The organism is Allokutzneria multivorans (assembly GCF_039537405.1).
GTDB lineage: Bacteria > Actinomycetota > Actinomycetes > Mycobacteriales > Pseudonocardiaceae > Allokutzneria > Allokutzneria multivorans.
This window is the reverse complement of record NZ_BAABAL010000021.1, coordinates 1-17269: the sequence shown is the minus strand read 5'-3', so window position 1 is coordinate 17269 and position 17269 is coordinate 1. Positions and strand designations below refer to the sequence as shown.

Annotated in this window: 18 protein-coding genes; 10 read left to right on the top strand and 8 right to left on the bottom strand. The window is 69.9% G+C overall.

The window, feature by feature from the left end:
- Window positions 1–53 precede the first annotated feature (53 nt).
- On the top strand, window positions 54–2354 hold the full coding sequence (secD, locus tag ABD798_RS33175; protein WP_344884078.1) for a protein translocase subunit SecD: 2301 nt from the start codon (window positions 54–56) through the stop codon (window positions 2352–2354).
- Between the two features lie 98 nt (window positions 2355–2452).
- Here the strand turns inward: secD and ABD798_RS33170 are convergent, their stop codons facing one another.
- On the bottom strand, window positions 2453–4165 hold the full coding sequence (locus ABD798_RS33170) for an ABC transporter ATP-binding protein (protein ID WP_344884075.1): 1713 nt from the start codon (window positions 4163–4165) through the stop codon (window positions 2453–2455).
- Between the two features lie 123 nt (window positions 4166–4288).
- On the opposite strand from ABD798_RS33170, the gene ABD798_RS33165 reads away from it, so the two are divergent.
- A complete protein-coding gene (locus ABD798_RS33165) occupies window positions 4289–4861 on the top strand; it encodes a TetR/AcrR family transcriptional regulator (protein WP_344884072.1) in 573 nt (190 codons plus the stop codon).
- Window positions 4862–5121: 260 nt separating this feature from the next.
- Here the strand turns inward: ABD798_RS33165 and ABD798_RS33160 are convergent, their stop codons facing one another.
- Window positions 5122–5265 carry a hypothetical protein gene (locus tag ABD798_RS33160; protein ID WP_344884069.1) on the bottom strand — a complete coding sequence of 48 codons (144 nt, stop codon included), beginning with the start codon at window positions 5263–5265 and terminating at the stop codon, window positions 5122–5124.
- A 119-nt stretch (window positions 5266–5384) separates the two neighbouring features.
- On the opposite strand from ABD798_RS33160, the gene ABD798_RS33155 reads away from it, so the two are divergent.
- Together ABD798_RS33155 and ABD798_RS33150 are read left to right on the top strand one after the other, a co-directional pair.
- A complete protein-coding gene (locus ABD798_RS33155; RefSeq protein WP_344884067.1) occupies window positions 5385–6419 on the top strand; it encodes a zinc-dependent alcohol dehydrogenase family protein in 1035 nt (344 codons plus the stop codon).
- A 17-nt stretch (window positions 6420–6436) separates the two neighbouring features.
- Window positions 6437–6778, top strand: coding sequence for a DUF3024 domain-containing protein (locus tag ABD798_RS33150; RefSeq protein WP_344884064.1), 342 nt, complete (start codon window positions 6437–6439; stop codon window positions 6776–6778).
- Between the two features lie 8 nt (window positions 6779–6786).
- Here the strand turns inward: ABD798_RS33150 and ABD798_RS33145 are convergent, their stop codons facing one another.
- Window positions 6787–8160, bottom strand: coding sequence for a serine/threonine-protein kinase (locus tag ABD798_RS33145; RefSeq protein WP_344884061.1), 1374 nt, complete (start codon window positions 8158–8160; stop codon window positions 6787–6789).
- A gap of 493 nt (window positions 8161–8653) precedes the next feature.
- Here ABD798_RS33145 and ABD798_RS33140 point away from each other — a divergent pair, with 493 nt between their 5' ends.
- The 3 genes from ABD798_RS33140 (at window position 8654) to ABD798_RS33130 (ending at window position 10499) form a co-directional block, all read left to right on the top strand.
- Window positions 8654–9058 carry an RlpA-like double-psi beta-barrel domain-containing protein gene (locus tag ABD798_RS33140; protein ID WP_344884058.1) on the top strand — a complete coding sequence of 135 codons (405 nt, stop codon included), beginning with the start codon at window positions 8654–8656 and terminating at the stop codon, window positions 9056–9058.
- A gap of 14 nt (window positions 9059–9072) precedes the next feature.
- Window positions 9073–9669: a DUF5666 domain-containing protein gene (locus ABD798_RS33135; RefSeq protein ID WP_344884055.1), complete on the top strand. Its 597-nt coding sequence runs from the start codon at window positions 9073–9075 to the stop codon at window positions 9667–9669.
- 77 nt (window positions 9670–9746) lie between these two features.
- Complete coding sequence (locus ABD798_RS33130; protein WP_344884052.1) at window positions 9747–10499, top strand: MauE/DoxX family redox-associated membrane protein; 753 nt, start codon at window positions 9747–9749, stop codon at window positions 10497–10499.
- A 117-nt stretch (window positions 10500–10616) separates the two neighbouring features.
- On the opposite strand, the gene ABD798_RS33125 is transcribed toward ABD798_RS33130, so the two are convergent.
- Complete coding sequence (locus ABD798_RS33125) at window positions 10617–11804, bottom strand: alpha/beta fold hydrolase (protein WP_344884049.1); 1188 nt, start codon at window positions 11802–11804, stop codon at window positions 10617–10619.
- 129 nt (window positions 11805–11933) lie between these two features.
- Here ABD798_RS33125 and ABD798_RS33120 point away from each other — a divergent pair, with 129 nt between their 5' ends.
- Window positions 11934–12560: a TetR/AcrR family transcriptional regulator gene (locus ABD798_RS33120; RefSeq protein WP_344884046.1), complete on the top strand. Its 627-nt coding sequence runs from the start codon at window positions 11934–11936 to the stop codon at window positions 12558–12560.
- 26 nt (window positions 12561–12586) lie between these two features.
- Window positions 12587–13306, top strand: coding sequence for a PCRF domain-containing protein (locus ABD798_RS33115; protein WP_344884043.1), 720 nt, complete (start codon window positions 12587–12589; stop codon window positions 13304–13306).
- 47 nt (window positions 13307–13353) lie between these two features.
- Here the strand turns inward: ABD798_RS33115 and ABD798_RS33110 are convergent, their stop codons facing one another.
- The 3 genes from ABD798_RS33110 to ABD798_RS33100 all read right to left on the bottom strand — a co-directional run bounded on the left by ABD798_RS33110 (window position 13354) and on the right by ABD798_RS33100 (window position 15017).
- Window positions 13354–13887: a hypothetical protein gene (locus ABD798_RS33110; RefSeq protein WP_344884040.1), complete on the bottom strand. Its 534-nt coding sequence runs from the start codon at window positions 13885–13887 to the stop codon at window positions 13354–13356.
- Window positions 13888–14024: 137 nt separating this feature from the next.
- A complete protein-coding gene (locus ABD798_RS33105; RefSeq protein WP_344884037.1) occupies window positions 14025–14504 on the bottom strand; it encodes an FAD-dependent monooxygenase in 480 nt (159 codons plus the stop codon).
- Between the two features lie 33 nt (window positions 14505–14537).
- Window positions 14538–15017 (bottom strand): MarR family winged helix-turn-helix transcriptional regulator, encoded by a 480-nt coding sequence (locus ABD798_RS33100; protein ID WP_344884035.1) that lies wholly within the window; start codon window positions 15015–15017, stop codon window positions 14538–14540.
- 63 nt (window positions 15018–15080) lie between these two features.
- Here ABD798_RS33100 and dprE1 point away from each other — a divergent pair, with 63 nt between their 5' ends.
- Complete coding sequence (gene dprE1 / locus ABD798_RS33095; protein ID WP_344884032.1) at window positions 15081–16448, top strand: decaprenylphosphoryl-beta-D-ribose oxidase; 1368 nt, start codon at window positions 15081–15083, stop codon at window positions 16446–16448.
- 104 nt (window positions 16449–16552) lie between these two features.
- Here dprE1 and ABD798_RS33090 read toward each other — a convergent pair whose 3' ends face one another.
- On the bottom strand, window positions 16553–17077 hold the full coding sequence (locus ABD798_RS33090) for a hypothetical protein (RefSeq protein WP_344884029.1): 525 nt from the start codon (window positions 17075–17077) through the stop codon (window positions 16553–16555).
- Between the last annotated feature and the right edge of the window lie 192 nt (window positions 17078–17269).

Sequence of the window (17269 nt, the reverse complement as noted above, 5' to 3'; positions counted from 1 at the left end):
CATCCGGAGGCATTCCACCCATGTCGCGCACCCAGGCGCGCCGGGGACCCGTCGTGAGGGTGTTCGTCGCCCTCGCGGTCCTCGCCGCGTCCGTCTACCTCATTCTCACCACCGCGCCGCGCCTCGGCCTCGACCTGCGCGGCGGCACCCAGATCGTGTTGCAGGCCAAGGACTCCCCCCAGGCGAAGGCCGACGCGCCGACCACCGACCGAGCGCTGGAGGTGCTGCGCCGCCGCGTCGACCAGCTCGGTGTCGCCGAGCCGACGCTGGCCCGCTCCGGCGAGAACCGGATCATCATCGAGCTGCCCGGCGTGCAGGACCCGCGCCAGGCCGTCGAGGTCATCGGCCGCACCGCGCAGCTCACCTTCCACCCGGTGATCTCCGCGCAGCAGCCGGGCGCGCAGCCCAAGCCGGGCCAGAAGGTGCTGGCCACCGCCGAGGGCGAGCAGCTGGTGCTCGGCCCGGCCGCGCTGACCGGTGAGGGCGTCTCCGACGCCAACTCCGGCCCGGCGCCGGACGGCCCCGGCTACGTCGTGTCGATCAACTTCCAGTCGGCGGGCGGCGCGGCGTGGGGCAAGCTCACCGGCCAGGCCGCGTGCGCGCCCATGGGCAGCCCGGTGCGCCGGGTCGCCATCGCGCTCGACGACAAGATCATCTCGGCGCCCGAGGTGAACCCGCAGGTCGGCTGCAACGTCGGCATCCTCGGCGGGTCGACGCAGATCACCGGCAAGTTCACCAACCAGCAGGCGGGCGAGCTGGCGCTGCTGATCAAGGGCGGCGCGCTGCCGGTCCCGGTCGAGGTCGTCGAGCAGCGCACGGTCGGCCCGACCCTCGGCGCCGACGCCATCCGCGCCAGCCTGGAAGCGGGCGTCATCGGCCTCGCGCTGACCGCGCTGTTCCTGATCGTCGTCTACCGCCTCGCCGGGTTGATCTCGGTGATCGCGCTCGTCGGCTACTCCGCGCTCTCCTACGCGATGCTGCTGTTCATCGGCGCGACGCTGACGCTGCCCGGCCTCGCGGGCCTCGTGCTCGCCATCGGCATGGCGGTGGACTCGACCGTGCTGGTCTTCGAACGGACACGGGAGGAGTTCCTCGGCACGCGCACGCGGCAGCCGCTGCCCAAGGCGATCGACCGAGGGTTCGGCAACGCGCTGTCGGCGATCGTGGACTCCAACATCACCACGCTGCTCGCGGCCGGTCTGCTGTTCTGGCTGGCGACCGGTCCGGTGAAGGGCTTCGGCGTCACGCTCACCATCGGTGTGCTCGGCGCGATGTTCGCGACCCTCGTGCTCACCAGGGCGCTGCTGTTCCTCGCCGTGCGCGGTCCGCTCGCCAAGCACCCCAAACTCACCGGTCTCGCCCACCACGGCGTGGTCAGGCGCAAGCTCGAAGCGCGCGACCCGAAGCTCTACGACCGCGCCGGCCGCTGGCTGATCGGCTCGGCGATCGTGCTCGTGCTGCTGTTCGCCGGCGTGTTCGTGCGCGGGCTCAACCTCGGCGTCGAGTTCACCGGCGGGCGGGTGCTGGAGTACTCCACCGGTGCCGCCGCCGACGCCCGAGATCCGCTTGCGGGATCGAGCATCGACATCGAGAAGATTCGCCTTGCACTTACTGACGCCGGTTTCCCCCGCGCGATCGTGCAGGCGTCGAACCAGGACGCGGTCACCGTGCGCACCGAGCCGACCGAGAACACCGCGCCGATCCGCGACGCGGTCGCCAAGGCCGCGGGCAAGGCGGAGCAGATCCGCGACGAGAAGATCGGCCCGAGCCTCGGTGCCGAGCTGCGCAACAACGCCCTCATCGCGTTGCTGCTCGCCGTGCTGGCGCAGTTGGCGTACCTGGCGTACCGCTTCGACTGGCGCCTCGGCGCGGCCACGGTGCTCGCGCTCAGTGCTGACGTGCTGATCGTGCTCGGCACGTTCGCGTGGATGGACAAGACGCTCGACGCCGTGTTCCTCGCTGCGATGCTGACCGTGATCGGCTACTCGGTGAACGACTCCGTCGTCGTCTTCGACCGCGTCCGCGAACTGCGCGGGCTCCGGCCGAAGGAGAGCTTCGCCAGGGTCAGCAGCGCTGCCGTGCTGCAAACCCTGCCGCGCACGGTGAACACCGGTATCGGTGTGATCTTCGTGCTCGGCGCGCTCCTGGCGCTGGGCGGCGGATCGCTGGCCGACTTCGCGCTGGCCATGCTGCTCGGCCTCGTCGCGGGCACGCTCTCCACCATCGTCACCGCCGCGCCGATCGCGGTGCTGCTCGACAAGCGGTGGCCCGGCGCGGGCAAGGCGCGCACTAAGAAGAAGTCGCACTACTCCACTCCGGCCCACAAGCGCGACCGCACCGGCGCCGTGGTCTGACCGCGCCGCTTAAGCCCTGAATGACTCATTGAGGTACTTGAGGGTCCTCAATGAGTCATTCAGGGAACTCAACGCACTGAGCGGGCCATTGGGCGGGATCAGGCGGGGACGGCGATGCGGAGTGCTCCGACGAGGTCGCGGTAGAGCTCGTCGGAGCGCACCAGCTCGCCGTGCGTGCCGATGGCGCGCAGCTTTCCCTTCTCCAGCACCACGATCTGGTCGGCATCGACCACTGTGGACAGTCGGTGGGCGATGGTCAGCACCGCTCCCTTGGTGGCGGCGCGCTTGATGACCTCCTGCACGGCCGCCTCGGTGAGGCCGTCGAGCTGAGCGGTGGCCTCGTCCAGCAACAGGATCTCGGGCTCGGTCACCAGAGCGCGGGCCAACGCGATCCGCTGGCGCTCACCTCCGGAGATGGCCGCGCCGGACAGGGGCGTGTCCAGCCCGTTCTCCAGGCGCCGCACCCGCTCGTCGAGCCGCACGGCGCGCAGTGCCGCCCACACGGCTTCCTCGGAAGCGTCGGTGTGCGTGTAGAGCACGTTGTCGCGCACGGTTCCCGGCAGCAGCGGCGTGTCCTGCTCGACGTAGACGATCCGCTTGCGCACGTCCTCGATCGACAGCTGCCCGAAAGGCACTCCGTCGAGGGACAGCTCTCCGTGCTCGGGCTGGAGGAAGCGCAGCATCAACGAGAACATCGTTGTCTTACCGGCACCGGAGGGGCCGACGAACGCGGTGTGCCCGACGCGCGGGATCTCCAGGTCGACGCCGTCCAACGCGGGCGGTCCTCCGGGAGCGTAGCGAGCCGTGACTCCGGTGAAGGACAGCACGTTCGGCGATCCGCGCTCGCTGATCGAGGTGACGCTGGCGGTGGTCTCCTCGACGCCGAAGCTCTCCACCTCGCGGATGCGCGCCGCCGCCGCGATGCCGGACTGGAGGTGCGTGACGGCCTGGGTCAGCGTGTTCACCGGGTCCATCACCTGGAAGGCGTACAACAGGAACGCGACGAGCCCGGAGACCGCGAGCTGACCGGAGCTGACCCGCCAAGCACCGAGTGCGAGCACGAACAGGATCGCCAGCTGCACGCCGAAACTGGAGGCGCACCAAGCGATCGCCTGGATGTGCACGGCGCGCACGCTCTGCTTGTTGGACTCGCGGGCCTCGGCGAGGACGCGGTCGCTCTCCCTGGCCTCGGCGCGGCTGGCCTTGACGGTGCGGATGGCCCGCAGCGCGCCTTCGAGCACTCCGCCGAGCCTGCCGACGGCGGCCTGGGCCTCCTTCTGCGCGCCGGACATGGCGGGCATCAGCACCGCGACCACGATCCCGACGATGGCGAGCATGCCGAAGGTCGTGGACAGCAGCACCCAGTCCAGCGTCGCCATCAGCACGAGCGAGCCGACGAGCAGCACGGTGCCGTTGACGAAGTCGACCAGGCTGGCCGCGGCGGCCTCGCGCAGCAGCAGCGTGTCGGAGGTGACGCGGGTGACCAGCTCTCCGCTGGTGCGGCTGGACAGTTCGGCGACGCGGACGTGGAACAGCCTGCGCACCATCGAGGTCCTGGCGTCGAGCACGATCCGCTCGGCGAGCCTGCCCAGCAGCGTCCACTGCCCGAGCCCGAACAGCGATCCGGCCACCAGCAGCACGACGAGCGTGATCACCGGCCCGCTCACCGACTCCGAGACCGCGAGCGAGTCGAGCACGACCTTGGTCACCATCGGCGTGGCCAGCGCGGCGCCGGTGGCCCCGAGCGCCAGCAGCAGCCCGGCCAGCAGCACCTTGCGGTGCGGGTGGACGAAGCTCCACAGCACGCGCATGTTCTGCCATCTCTTCGGTTTCGGCTCCACAGGCTCCCCCTCGCGTCGGACTCCACCGTAGCACTTTGGGACATCGATGTCCCACAAAGAGAGTTGAGCGTCTCGAACCGCTAGGGTGGGCGGATGTCGAGCACCACCAGGGAGTCGGGCAGCCGCAACCGGACCAGGCGCGCGATCCTCGACGCGGCGATCACCCTGCTGGCCACGCGCCCGCAGGCCTCGCTCGCCGAGGTCGCGGAGGCCGCCGAGGTCGGCAGGAGCACGCTGCACAGGTACTTCCCGGAGCGCACGGAGCTGCTCTCGGCGGTGGTGGAGGACTCGCTGGCGCAGCTGACCGTCGCCGTCTCCACGGCCGAGCTGCACAGGGGAACCCCGGCCGAGGCGCTGCGCCGGATCACCCACGCGTACTTCGAGCTGAGCCCGGTGCTGCTGGTGCTCTTCGGCGAGCACCTGATCGACACGCGCAAGGACCTGATCGGCGATCTCGACGAAGTCGACGCGCCCGTCTTCGAGCTGCTGGAGCGCGGCCAGCGCGAGGGCTACTTCGACAACGGCGTCAGCGCGGAGTGGCTCAACCGCGTGCTGTGGTCGGTGGTCTACACCGGTATCGCCGCGTGCGCGGAGGGCGCGATGACCAGGCACGCCGCGCTGGAATCCATCACCAGGACGGTGGAGCGCGGCACGCGCGCGGATTAAACCGTTGCGCGACAAGGACGGCGGTGCCTAACCTGGCCGTACACGTGAGAGGAGGTGGTCCAACGTTGAGTATCAACAGGACTCGTGAGGTGGCTGTCCGCTAGGACTGCCAACGGCCTTCACAACGTCGGCCCCGTGGTGCACCGCGGGAAAGGTGTCCGGCGAATACCAGGCAGCTACCCGACCCCCGGAGCTCCGAGCGTCAGTCCACGCTCGGCCTGCGCGAGCAGGAAGTAGCCCGGGGGTCGCTGCTCTTTTCCCTACCTCTTGCGGAACTTCCGCAGCGCGTCGCTGACCTTGCGGCGCGTGTGCGGGTCCTGAGCGATCTTGCGCGCCTTGTGCTGGAGTTCACGTCCCTTGGGACTGCGCAGGAAGCGCTGGATCTTGCTGAAGAGTCCGGCCATATCGCGTCCCCTTTGTCCGGTTGCTGAGTCCAGTCTGCCAGGTTTCGGGATGCCGGGTCCCGTGGTGCAAGCTGGTGGAGCCGCCGCCGCGTGCACCGCCGACACCCAGGGACACTTCCATGCTTGCGACCACCCTCCACGGCCCCGGCGACATCCGCGTGGAGCGGGTACCCGACCCGGTGATCAACCAATCGACGGACGCAGTGGTCACGGTCACCCACTCCTGCATCTGCGGCAGCGACCTCTGGCCCTACCAGGGCGTCTCCCCCTCGCAGCCGGGTGCGCGGATCGGCCACGAGTTCCTCGGCCGCGTCGCCGAGGTCGGCTCCGAGGTCTCCAGCCTGCGCGTCGGCGACCTCGTCGTCGCGCCGTTCATGTTCAGCGACGGCGACTGCGTGTACTGCCGCGAACAGTTGCCCACCTCCTGCCGCAACGGCGGCATGTGGGGCAAGGCGAACGATGGCGGACAGGGCGAGGCCGTTCGCGTGCCCTTCGCCGACGCCACGCTGGTCAAGCTCCCCTCCGACGTCGACGAGGCGCTGATGCCCGCGCTGCTGTCGCTGTCGGACGTGCTGCCGACCGGCCACCACGCCGCCACCATCGCCGGAGTCCGCCCCGGAGCGACCGTCGCGGTGGTCGGTGACGGCGCGGTCGGGCTCTGCGCGGTCCTCGCGGCGCGGCGGCTCGGTGCCGAGCGGATCATCGCGATGGGCCGCCACGAGGCGCGCACCGCGATCGCCCGCACCTTCGGCGCCACCGACGTGGTCGCCGCGCGCGGTGACGAGGCTGTCGAAGCGATCAACGAGCTGACCGGCGGCGAGGGCGCGCACGCGGTGATCGAGGCCGTCGGCACCGGGCAGTCCATGCAGACCGCGATCTCCATCGCCCGCGCGGGTGGCGGGATCGGGTACGTGGGCGTTCCGCACCTGGGCGGCGAGGGCCTGGACATCGACCGGCTGTTCAAGCGCAACATCGCGCTGCGCGGCGGAGTCGCGCCCGCCCGCGCCTACATCGAGGAGCTGCTGCCCGACGTGCTCTCCGGGGCCGTCGACCCGTCGCCGATCTTCGACACCACGATCAAGCTCGACGCGGTGGCCGAGGGCTACGCCGCGATGAACGAACGCCGTGCACTGAAGGTCCTGATCACCCTTTGACGTGGCCGTGGGCGGCCATGTCACCATCTCGCATGGCCGTCCCGGACCCGCACCTGCGCCAGATCCTCCGCTGGTGCGAAGAGCGCATCCCCGAGCAGGCTCTGCACCAGGTCCGGGTCGAGTGCACCGTGCGCACATCGCACGTCACGATCTTCGAGGTCCGCGCGCCGCTGACCTGTGACAACGGCAGCGAGTGGACGCGCAGGCCCATCGCCCAGCTGCGCCACGACGGCCTGCTGTGGCGGCTGTACGGGCCCGACCGCAAAGCACGCTGGTACCTGCTGGACGACGTGCCCGCGCACGGCTCCCCAGGGCCTTTGCTGGCCGTGGTGGGTGATCCGGCGCGCGGGCTCTGGTAGCCAGGGGCTCAGTGCAGGCGGTCGGGGCCGCCGATGTCGATGCCACCGCCCGGGTTGGGCTGGCTGGACGGCGAACTGGGCTGCGTCGTCGGCTTGGTCGAGCTCGGCTTCGTCGGCGTGGTGGTCGTCGGCGGCGGCTGACTGGTGGTCGTCGGCTGCTCCGACGTCGTCGAAGGCGTCGTGGAGGGCGTCGTCGACTGCGGACGGCTGCGCTTGGACGAGGTCGTTTCCTCGCCGCTGACCATCGGAACCGACGGCTGGCTGTAGCTCGGGTAGGTGCCGGTCCCGCCACCGCCGCCACCGCCGCCCGGGTCGCGCTCCTGCATCAGCAGCACGACGGCCAGCGCCGTGCCCGCGGTCAGCACCGCGAGGCCAAGGCCGGCGCCGACCTTCGCCGGAGTGCTGCGGAACCAGGGCTGCGACGCGGCGGCGGCGGCCTTCAGCGCGGGCTGCACGCGGGTCGGCTCGCCCTTGACCAGCGACGCCGTCGCACCGCCGCTGACTCCGGAGGAGACGAGCACCGTCGCGGCCTCGTCCTCGCCGAGGTCGCCGAGCGCGACGCGGCGCAGCACGCCCTCCACCTCGGCCGGGGTCGGGCGCTGTTCGGGGTCCTTGCGCAGCATCGCCTCGATCAGCGGGCGCAGCGGCCCGGCGTTCTGCATCGGCTCGGGGTCTTCGGTGAGCACCGCGGTCAGCGTCGGCAGAGCGCCGGTGCGGTCGAAGGGCGGCTTGCCCTCGACGGCCGCGTACATGGTGGCCGCGAGGGACCACAGGTCGGAGGCGGTGCCGACCTCAAGGCCGCGTGCGCGCTCCGGGGCGATGTAGCCGGGCGCTCCGACGAGCATCCCGGAGACGGTCAGCGACGCGTCGCCCTGCACGGTCGCGATGCCGAAGTCGGTGAGCACCGTGCGCCCGGTGTCGTGCACGAGCACGTTGCCCGGCTTCACGTCGCGGTGCAGGATGCCGTGCTCGTGCGCGGCGCTGAGCGCGGCGAAGACCTGGAGCGCGATCGCGGCGACCCGGCTCGGCGCCAGGGCTCCGTCGCGCTCGACGACCTGGGCCAGCGACGGGGCCTTGACCAGCTCCATCACGATCCACGGGCGGCCGTCCTCGTCGACGACGTCGTAGACCGTCACCACGTTGGGGTGGCTGATCCGCGCGGCGGCCCTGGCCTCGCGCATGGTGCGGTCGGCGAGCGAGCGGCGTTCCTCGTCGCTGACCCACGCGGGCGCGGTGACCTCCTTGACCGCGACGTCGCGGCGCAGCATCTCGTCGACAGCGCCCCAGACGGAGCCCATGCCGCCGCGCCCGATCAGCTCGCCGAGGCGGTATCGCCCACCCAGCAACCGCCCCTGATCGTCGCCGGCCTCTGTCGACGTCATCTACTACCCCGGTTCTCCGCACTCGTCGCTTCCTGTTCGCCCCCTAGCCTAGGAGGAGGCGACCCCCGTCCGGATGACAAAACACCGGCGGTCTTCGGGCAGCGCCGGGTGGACGGCCGTGACCTGCGACTACTCCGTTCGATGGACCCTGTGGCACAAACCACGCGGGGCTGCGTGCAACCTGCGGCGCGCGTGCTCCGTTAGGCGGTACCCGCTGCCTCGGACGGAGCCTCCCGGAAATCTGTTCGCGGGTTTATGGTGAAGTTGGTTACTCGATAACCAAACACTGCGACAGCACGCCGTTCGCCGACGCGACGGCCAGCCCGGAGACGGCGGGCTCGCCCAGCGCGGTTCGTGAGTTCCCTCGAACGGCGTCGTCCGCGCGGCCGGACCCCCTGCCCCGGCCGCGCGGATCTTTCCCACGGGGTCGCCCCCTGCACCCGGTGACCCCGTCAGTTCGCTGTGCCCCGTCTTGCGAAATGAGGGCAGCCACATGGCTCCATCCACCGGGTCCACGACCTGGTTCTGCTGCGGTGCCGCCTGGGGACCGTGCGGGTCCACGGGCAAGGGCGCCTGCGGGACCTGCAACTCCGCGAGCCTCCAGTGCGCGTGGCCGAACGCCTCGGCCGCGTGCTTCGACATCACCAGGCCCGACAAGTGCGGCAAGACCCTGACCCGCCGCACCTGCGGTCACCAGTTCACGATCACCAGTCTGTGCAACAACAAGGCCGTTCGCGTCAAGATCGCCGACTGCGGGCCGCAGACCGACCTGTGGTGCGGCGAGAAGACGTGCTGCGGCAGCAAGTGCGGAACGAACCGGATCATGGACCTCACCCCGGCCGCGTACAGCGCGATCGGCAGCCTCTCCGGCGGGCGCCTGCCCTGCACGGTCGCGTGAAGGGGGCTGAAACCATGGCTTCCTTGGGACGCAGGCGTTTTCTCAGCACGGCAGTGCTCAGCGGCGCTGTTGTCGGCGCGACCGCGTTCGGCTCGGTGGCACCGGAGCAGGCCATGGCCTCGCCGGGGCCGGAGCTGGACCCGTCGCTGCCCGACCCGAACTTCGCCGAGGGACGGATCTCGGCGATCACCGGCTCCATGCTGGTGGTGACCGGGTCGGACCGGACGTTGCACCGCATCCACGTCACCGACGGCACCAGCCTGTGGAAGCTGCGGCCGACCACCTTCGACGCGATCAAGGTCGGCGACGGGCTCTACGCGCGGGGCCTGAAGCTGGAGGACGGCACGCTCGCCGCCGACTCGGTGTGGGTCAACATCGTGAACCTGACCGCCCACATCGCGGCCATGGAGAAGGACGTGCTGCACCTGGACCACCACGGTGACCGGGTGGTCGGGCACGTGGTCGCGGGCACCACCGCGGCGGTCTACAACGACACCCCGGCCGTGTCCGACCTGTCCCTGTTGCAGGTCGGCAAGCACGTGCAGGTGATCGGCGCATGGCGGCCCGACACCAACGAGGTCGACATCGCGACGGTGTTCGCCGCCGCGTAGTCCAGCGCCGGACCACGAGGGTTCCGGGCGGCCCTGCTCCGCCCGGAACCCTCCCCCGGCAGTGGGAAGGAGACCCCATGGTTGTCGTTGTGGTGATCGTCCTGGCGTGGGCCGGTTGCGTGAAGCTCTTCGGCCCCGCTCGTCGAACCGCGCTCGACCGCTTCGTCGGCCGCTTCGCCTACCGTCTCGTCGGCGTCGTCGAACTCGTCATCGCTCTTGCGCTCGTCGTGCCTCCGTTCTTCGTCGCCGAGGGTGTGGCTGCGACCGTGCTGTCGCTGGGTTTCGTCGCCTATTTGGCTTACGCGCGGCGAGTTCGACCCGAATCCGACTGCGGTTGCATGGGCGGCAAGGGCGGCCCGATCGGCTGGCGTTCGTTCGCGCGCGCCTGGCTGCTCGTGCTTTCCTCGGCTCTCGCAGCTCTGCCCGCGTCACCGTTGGCCATGCTGGGCGTGCTGCTCGTTTTCGTTGCGCTGTCGGCAGAACTCGACCGGTACTGGCTTCTTCCGTTGCGGCGCTTGCGGGTGCGGCTCAGCCATCCATTGGCGGGACTGCCTTCTGGAGTTCCGTTGGCGGCGGGCGTCGAGCAGGTGGAGCGCAGTGGCGCTTACCGTGCCGTCGCCGCGTTCCTGCGCTCCGACGTCCGCGAGACGTGGACCGAGGGCGACTGGCGCTTCCTGAGCTATTCCGCACGCTTCCAGGACCGCTCGGCAACGGTGGTCTTCGCCGCCCCCACCGACCGCTTCGCCCCAGAAGACGTCCAAGCGGCCCTCGTCGACGAGGCCACCGAGGAAACCCTCTGGCGCTTCACCCCTGTTCCCCTGGCCGCCTAACCCCCGCCCACTCCACCTGACCCCCACCCCAACGGCCCCTTTGGTGCGTTGAACGCGCTGAACGACCCGTTCGGTGCGCTCAACGCACTAAACGGGTCGTTCAGGGCTTAAGCGAGGTCAGCAGGAGGTGGTGGCGGGGCGGCCCGCGAAGCGTGCGGAGAGCCACTCCATGGCGAGCGGGGTCGCGACCACGTCGCCGGTGATGTGGCCCGCCAACGGGATCGTGCGCCACTGCACCTGCGCTCCGAGCGAGCAGTAGGAGTTCAGCAGCGGCTTGGCGATGCTGTGCGGGATCAGCGGATCGATGTCGCCGTGCACCAGGTAGACGGGCGCGCGCGGCGCTTTCTGCCCGGCGCGGTTCTCCGCCAGGCGCGCCTGCCACTGCGGGTCGGCCAGCGGATCGGGCACGGAGGCGATGGTGGCGAAGCTCTGGAAAGCGTTGCGCGGCACCATGACCGCGACGCAGTCCTTGCTGGTCTCCTCCACGAGGCGACGGCCGTTGGCGTTGAGGAGCGACTCGTAGGGCAGCTCGGGGTACGCCGCCTTGTAGCCCGCCATCACCCCGACCGCGAGGCCGAAGAACGGTCCTCCGTTCATCACCGGCGCGAGCGCGGCGAGATCACGCGGCACCCCGCCCGCCGCCACTCCGACGACGTCCAGCTCCGGCGCGTAGCTCGGGTGCAGCTCCCCCGCGAACGCCGAGGCTTGGCCGCCCTGCGAGAAACCCCAGAGCCCGACGGGGCCGGAGCCGATGATGCGCTGCGCGGCGCGGGCGGCGTCGAGCACGCTCCGCCCCTCCGCCTGGCCGACCGCGTAGGTGTGCACCCCGGGCGTGCCGAGGCCCTGGTAGTCGGTGATCACCACGGCCCAGCCCTTGAGCAGCGGCTGAGCGATCAGCGCGACCTCGTTCTCGATGCCCGTGCGGAGGGTGAACGACGGCGCGCAGACGTCGCCGAGCCCGTGCGTGCCCACGGCGTAGGACAGCAGCGGGCGCGGCCCGGACAGCCACGGCGTCGGCGGGACGAGCAGGGTGCCGGACACCGCGATGGGCTGCCCGGTCGCGGAGGTGGAGCGGTAGAGGATCTGCCACGCCTGCACCGGCGCGGGCAGCAGCGCGAATTTCGCGACGATCTTCCTTGAGCGAATGACGTCGCCGGGCTTTCCCTGCGGAAGCGGCTCCGGCGGCTGGTAGAAGGGGTCGGCGGAGGGGATCGGGACCGGTGTCGCTGACGCCGTTACCGGCGCGAACAGGGCCAGCAGCAGGGCGAGGACGACGGCGGCGCGCGAGCGGGACAGCGGAGACATCGACGGCTCCTTATTGCTTGCTACCCGACTTTGATAAGCAGGATTTTCACAAAGTAGCCACTGAAACCCGTTCTGACAATCCCCCTGACCACTAAGCTGGTGATCACCGAGACAGCAGGAGGACCCGCCATGGCCCGCTCGACCCGCACCTACCGGGGAGTGCCCGCAGAGCAGCGCAGGGCCGAGCGCCGCAGCAGACTGCTCGACGCCGCGCTGGAGCGCTTCACCGCCGACGGCTACCACGCCAGCCGGATCGAGCGGATCTGCACCGACGCCGGGGTGTCGACGCGGAACTTCTACGAGGAGTTCCCGACGAAGCAGGCGCTGCTGCTCACCCTGCACGACCGGATCAACGAGGCGGCCCTGGAGCGCGTCGCCACCGCGCTGGAGGAGCTGGACGGCCAGGACGTGCCCAGCCGGATCTCCACCCTGCTCGGCGCGTTCATGGGCAGCGTCACCGCCGACCCCCGCCTGCCCCGGCTCAACTACGTCGAGGCCGTCGGCGTCAGCCCGGAGCTGGAGCGCCAGCACCAGGAGTGGGTGGCCCGCTGGGCGGCGCTGATCGAGGACGAGGCCGCGCACGCCGCCTCCGTCGGGCACGCGCCGGAGCGGGACTACCGGCTGATCTCCATCGCCCTGGTCGGCGTGGTCACCGGCCTGCTGCGTGAGTGGCAGGCGCACGACACGCTGCGCCCGGTCGAAGAGATCACCGACGCGATCCGGCACGTCATGGTCGCCGCGATCACCGCCCCCTAGCTCCCACCCGGCGATACGATCGCCCAATGACGAGGTCGGTGTTCGAGGACGTTCTGTCCGAGTACGCCGACCTCGAGTCTTCCCTGGCCGCCCCCTCGGTCCTCCGCGATCATCTTCGAGCTCGCCGACTACGCCGCTGCCTGGCCGCACTGGCGCCACTGCACGCGGCCGTCCTCCGATTGCGCGCGGTCGAAGAAGATCTGGCGGCAGCTGTCGAACTGGAGCTGCGAGCCGAGGCGGAACAGCTGTCCGCGCAGGTCGCCGAACTGCGGGACGACCTTGCCGCCCGGCTGGCGCTGCGAGATCCCCGCGACCCCCTCGACGTGATCGTCTTCATCGAGGGCGACACACACTGCGTGGCGTTGCTGGCAGGCCGTTATCGCGATCTCGCTGAGGAACGCGGTTGGACCGTGCAAGACCTGCAAGGCTGGCACGGTCCAACGGCTGCGTTCGCCGTCACGGCCCGGGAGGGCGCCGAGGGGCCATGGGCAACGCTCAAGCACGAAACCGAGGCGTCCGCCCGGGTGACCGTGGTGCCGGAAGGCCCGGACATGCCCACCCTGCGCGAGGACGATCTACGCCTCGATCACTACTGCACACGACAGCCTGGGCAACCGCCGAGCGTCAAGGTGACCCACCTGCCCACTGGCATCGGAGTCCGGGGCACGGGCACCCATCCGATCGAGGCCAGGACGGCGGCGCTGCGACAGATCCGCGCCCGGCTCGCCGCGATCACCACGCCCTAGCACTCCAGCCGGACTTTGTGACGTCGCGGCCAATTCTTGATTTCCGGTCAGCGGCGGAAGATGTTGAAAGAGGCCGTTCGGTCGTTGAACTGCGGCAGCGAGTTCCAGCGGGCCGCCACCACGCCAGGATCGGAAATGTAAGCCGAGCCCGCCGAAGGGTCCCGGTAGGAATTGTGAAACAGGGTGAGGCTGTTGCACCAGTTGTTGGTCAGGATGGAGGACGTCTTGTGGTGCATGACGGCGCCGACCCAGTCGATGCCGTAGCCGGAGGCGTCACAAGGGCCGTCATCGCCCTGGTACATCCGCCAGGTGCCACCCAGGTTGTCGTGCTCGTGCAGGAAGGCGAGCGAGGTTGCGGCGCTCTTGGCCATCTCGAAAGCGGCCGGATCGTCGCCGCACCGCTGGGAGGTGACCTTGGAGGTGGCCTCGCCCGGTTGGAGTTTCTTCAGCGTGATCACGCAGTACTTGCCCGTCGCGGCGTCGGGCCGCAGCGCGGCCGAGGCGCTGCCCGAGCCGATCAGGCTGACGACGCCGACCAGTCCGGCGACGATGGCCGCCGTTTTCTTGTTTCCCTTTTTCACGCCAGCGAAGATCGCATGGGTTTCGATTTGCTGTCGAACCCTTTCAGGAAAGCCTGAAGCAGCCTCCCGCGCCGCCGGGACAGCGGATGCCGCATGCCGTCCGGAGCGGCATCCCGGCCTGCTCCACCAATGCCCATCTATTCTTGCGCGGTAAATCCGACAACAACCCCAGCGCCAACCTTGAATGGTTCTCGCACACCATCAATGATCAACTGGCGCCCGCCTTCTGCCAAGATCGCGAAGTCCGGCTGGAGCACTAGGTGCCGATGCCGGCGAAGGCGCGGCGCTTCAAGGCGGGCACCGCGTCCATCACGCGGAAGGCGGTGCGCCCGGCCAAGCGCGCGACCCTGTTGTCCCCCACAGACTGCTGAGCCGTGCGAAGCGAGGCGCGACAGCAGCGGGCGATCGGGCTCGATCAGCTTGCGGCACAACAGTTGTGCGTCGCGGAGCGCGATGTCGGCGCCGATCCCCCTGAACGGCGTCATGCTGTGGATCGCATCACCGAGAACGGTGACGTTGCTGCTCTCCCACTTCGGCACGGGCACCGACGTGCGGATCGGCAAGCGCTTCGTGGAGTCCTGGCGCCTCAAGGGAATCCACGTCGACGCCGTCAGCATGTACTTGCCCGCCCCCGACGACGATCACCTCGGTCATGTCTCGCTCCACCCGAACCGACGTTTGGCGCGGTGCGCGCGCTGGTGGTCGGTCCCCTTCTCCGCCCAGTCGGCGAGCAGGCGGTCCAGCAACCCGGTGAGCGCGCGGACGTCCTCGCCCGGCCAGTCCGCGACCACCGCGCCGAAGACGTCGACGCCCGCCTGGACGAACTGGCGGACCTGCTCGCGCCCGGCCTCGGTCACCTCGATCAGCGAGGCCCTGCGGTCGCTGGGGTCCGTGGTGATCACGAGGAAGCCCACCTCGGCGAGCACCTGGACGTGCCGGGTCACCGAGGACGGCAGCACGTCCAGCACCTCGGCGATCTCCCCGGGGCGGACCTTGCCGCGCTCGGCCGCGACCCGCAGCACGCCCACGCGCACCGGGTCGTAGACGCGCGAGGTGCCCCGGCGCAGCGACTCGCCGAAGCGCTCCACGGTGGCCACCAGCGTGGCGAGGTCCGACTTGCTTGCTTGCATGAAACAAACGGTAGAACAGTTGTTTCACCGAAGCAAGCATCCACCGTCCCTAGACTCGGCGACGTGGCAGTCACCGAGATCCCCACCGAGACCCGCACGCTCACCGGCTGGGGCCGCACGGCTCCGACGACCGCCAAGGTGGTGAGCACCGGCAACGTCGACGAGATCGCCCGCGCGGTGCGCACTGCCGGACAGCGAGGGGTGATCGCGCGCGGTCTCGGCCGCAGCTACGGCGACTCCTCGCAGAACGCGGGCGGCCTGGTGATCGACATGACCGCGCTCGACAAGATCCACGCCATCAACGTGGACGAGGGCGTCGTCGAGGTGGACTCCGGTGTCAGCCTGGACACCCTGGTGCGCCGCCTGCTGCCCTACGGGCTGTGGGTGCCCGTGCTGCCCGGTACCCGGCAGGTCACCGTCGGCGGTGCGATCGCGGCGGACGTGCACGGCGGCAATCACCACACGCAGGGCAGCTTCTGCAACCACGTGCTGTCGATGGACGTGGTGACCGCCAACGGCGAGATCCAGCGCGTGACCCCGGACGGGGACAACGCTGAGCTGTTCTGGGCGACCGCCGGTGGCATGGGCCTGACCGGCATCGTGCTGCGCGCCACGATCCGGCTGAAGCGCGTGGAGACCTCCTACTTCCTGGCCGACGTCGAGCAGACCGACAACTTCGACCAGCTGCTGGAGCGCTTGCAGGACAACGACGACCAGTACACGTACTCGAAGTCCTGGTTCGACTCGCTGACCACCGGCGAGCGCATGGGCCGGGGCACGCTGCTGCGCGGCTGGCCCGCGAAGCTGGAGGACCTGCCGAAGAAGCTGCGCAAGGACCCGCTGAAGTTCGACGCGCCGCAGCTGCTGACCGTGCCGGACATCTTCCCCAACTGGTGCCTCAACAAGCTCACCGCGAAGATCATCAACGAGGCGTACTACCGGATGGGCGCGACGCGCTTCGGCGCGGTGCAGAACATCACCCAGTTCTTCCACCCGCTGGACCTGGTCGGCGAGTGGAACCGCGGCTACGGCAGCAACGGCTTCCTGCAGTACCAGTTCGTGGTCCCGTTCGGCCAGGAGCCGTTCCTGCGCTCCACGATGGAGACGATCTCCTCCTCCGGCCACATCTCGTGCCTGAACGTGCTCAAGCGCTTCGGCGCGGGCAACTCCGGGCACATCTCCTTCCCCGAGCCGGGCTGGACCCTCGCGATGGACCTCCCGATCAAGCCGGGCCTGCACCAGCTCTGCGACGAGCTGGACGAGCGGGTGCTGGCGGCGGGCGGGCGGCTGTACCTGGCCAAGGAGTCGCGCACCCGCGCGGAGACGATCGAGAAGATGTACCCGCGCATCGACGAGTGGCGCAAGGTCCGCGCGGCCGTCGACCCCGAGGGCGTCTTCGCCTCCGACCAGTCGCGTCGCCTGGCGCTCTAGCCGCTCCATGCCCTGTCCTGCAAGCGGTTGAGCTGAGGGTTCCGCTCACGATGCGCCGGGGTTCGGTGGTCTTCAAGACCACCGAACCCCCTTGTCGATCATCGTTAACCGCGGCAAACCCCGGTGCTCGATGAGGTTTGCGGTACTTGAAGACCGCCGAACTCGAAGACTTGCAGGCCGAAGTCCCTGCGGCGCAGGGCGATCAGCCCGCCGCCGAGCAACACCGCGGAGAACGCGGCCAGCACCACGGCTGGTCGCAAGTCGAAGGCGACCGCCGAGACGGTGTTCGGGATGCAGTGGAACGGCTCGAACGGCGTTCCACCCGAGACCCCGTTCAGCGGTCCGACGACCTGGCCGAGGGCCAGCCACGCGGAGGACACCATGCCGACCGCGCCGATGAAGATGCGCATCGCGTCCGCCGGAACGCCGACGAGCCAGGCGAAGAAGACCCCGAACACCAGTCCCGCGATCACGAGCAGGGCGGCCGTGCCGAGGCCCGCGACCACCGGGTGCCCGCCCATCCAGCGCACCCGTGTCGCCGGTGCGGCCTTGACGATCTCCGCGCGGCCGGAGCGCTCGTCCTCGCGCAGCCGCTGCCCACCTCCGACCTGTCTGGTACAGCGGAGCATCGAGGCAAGCGCCAGGCATCGCTCGGAATCGCCCCACGGTCGCCGTCGCCTCTCAACCAGCTCTAGACCGGCAAGCCGACACTCGTTTCGCGCGCATGCCGAATACACCCTCCGTTCCCGTTGTCGCGCGTGTGTCTATCTCCTGAGTCGTGGGTCGACCCGGATGTTGCGCCGAGGCTTCTGCTCCGGATC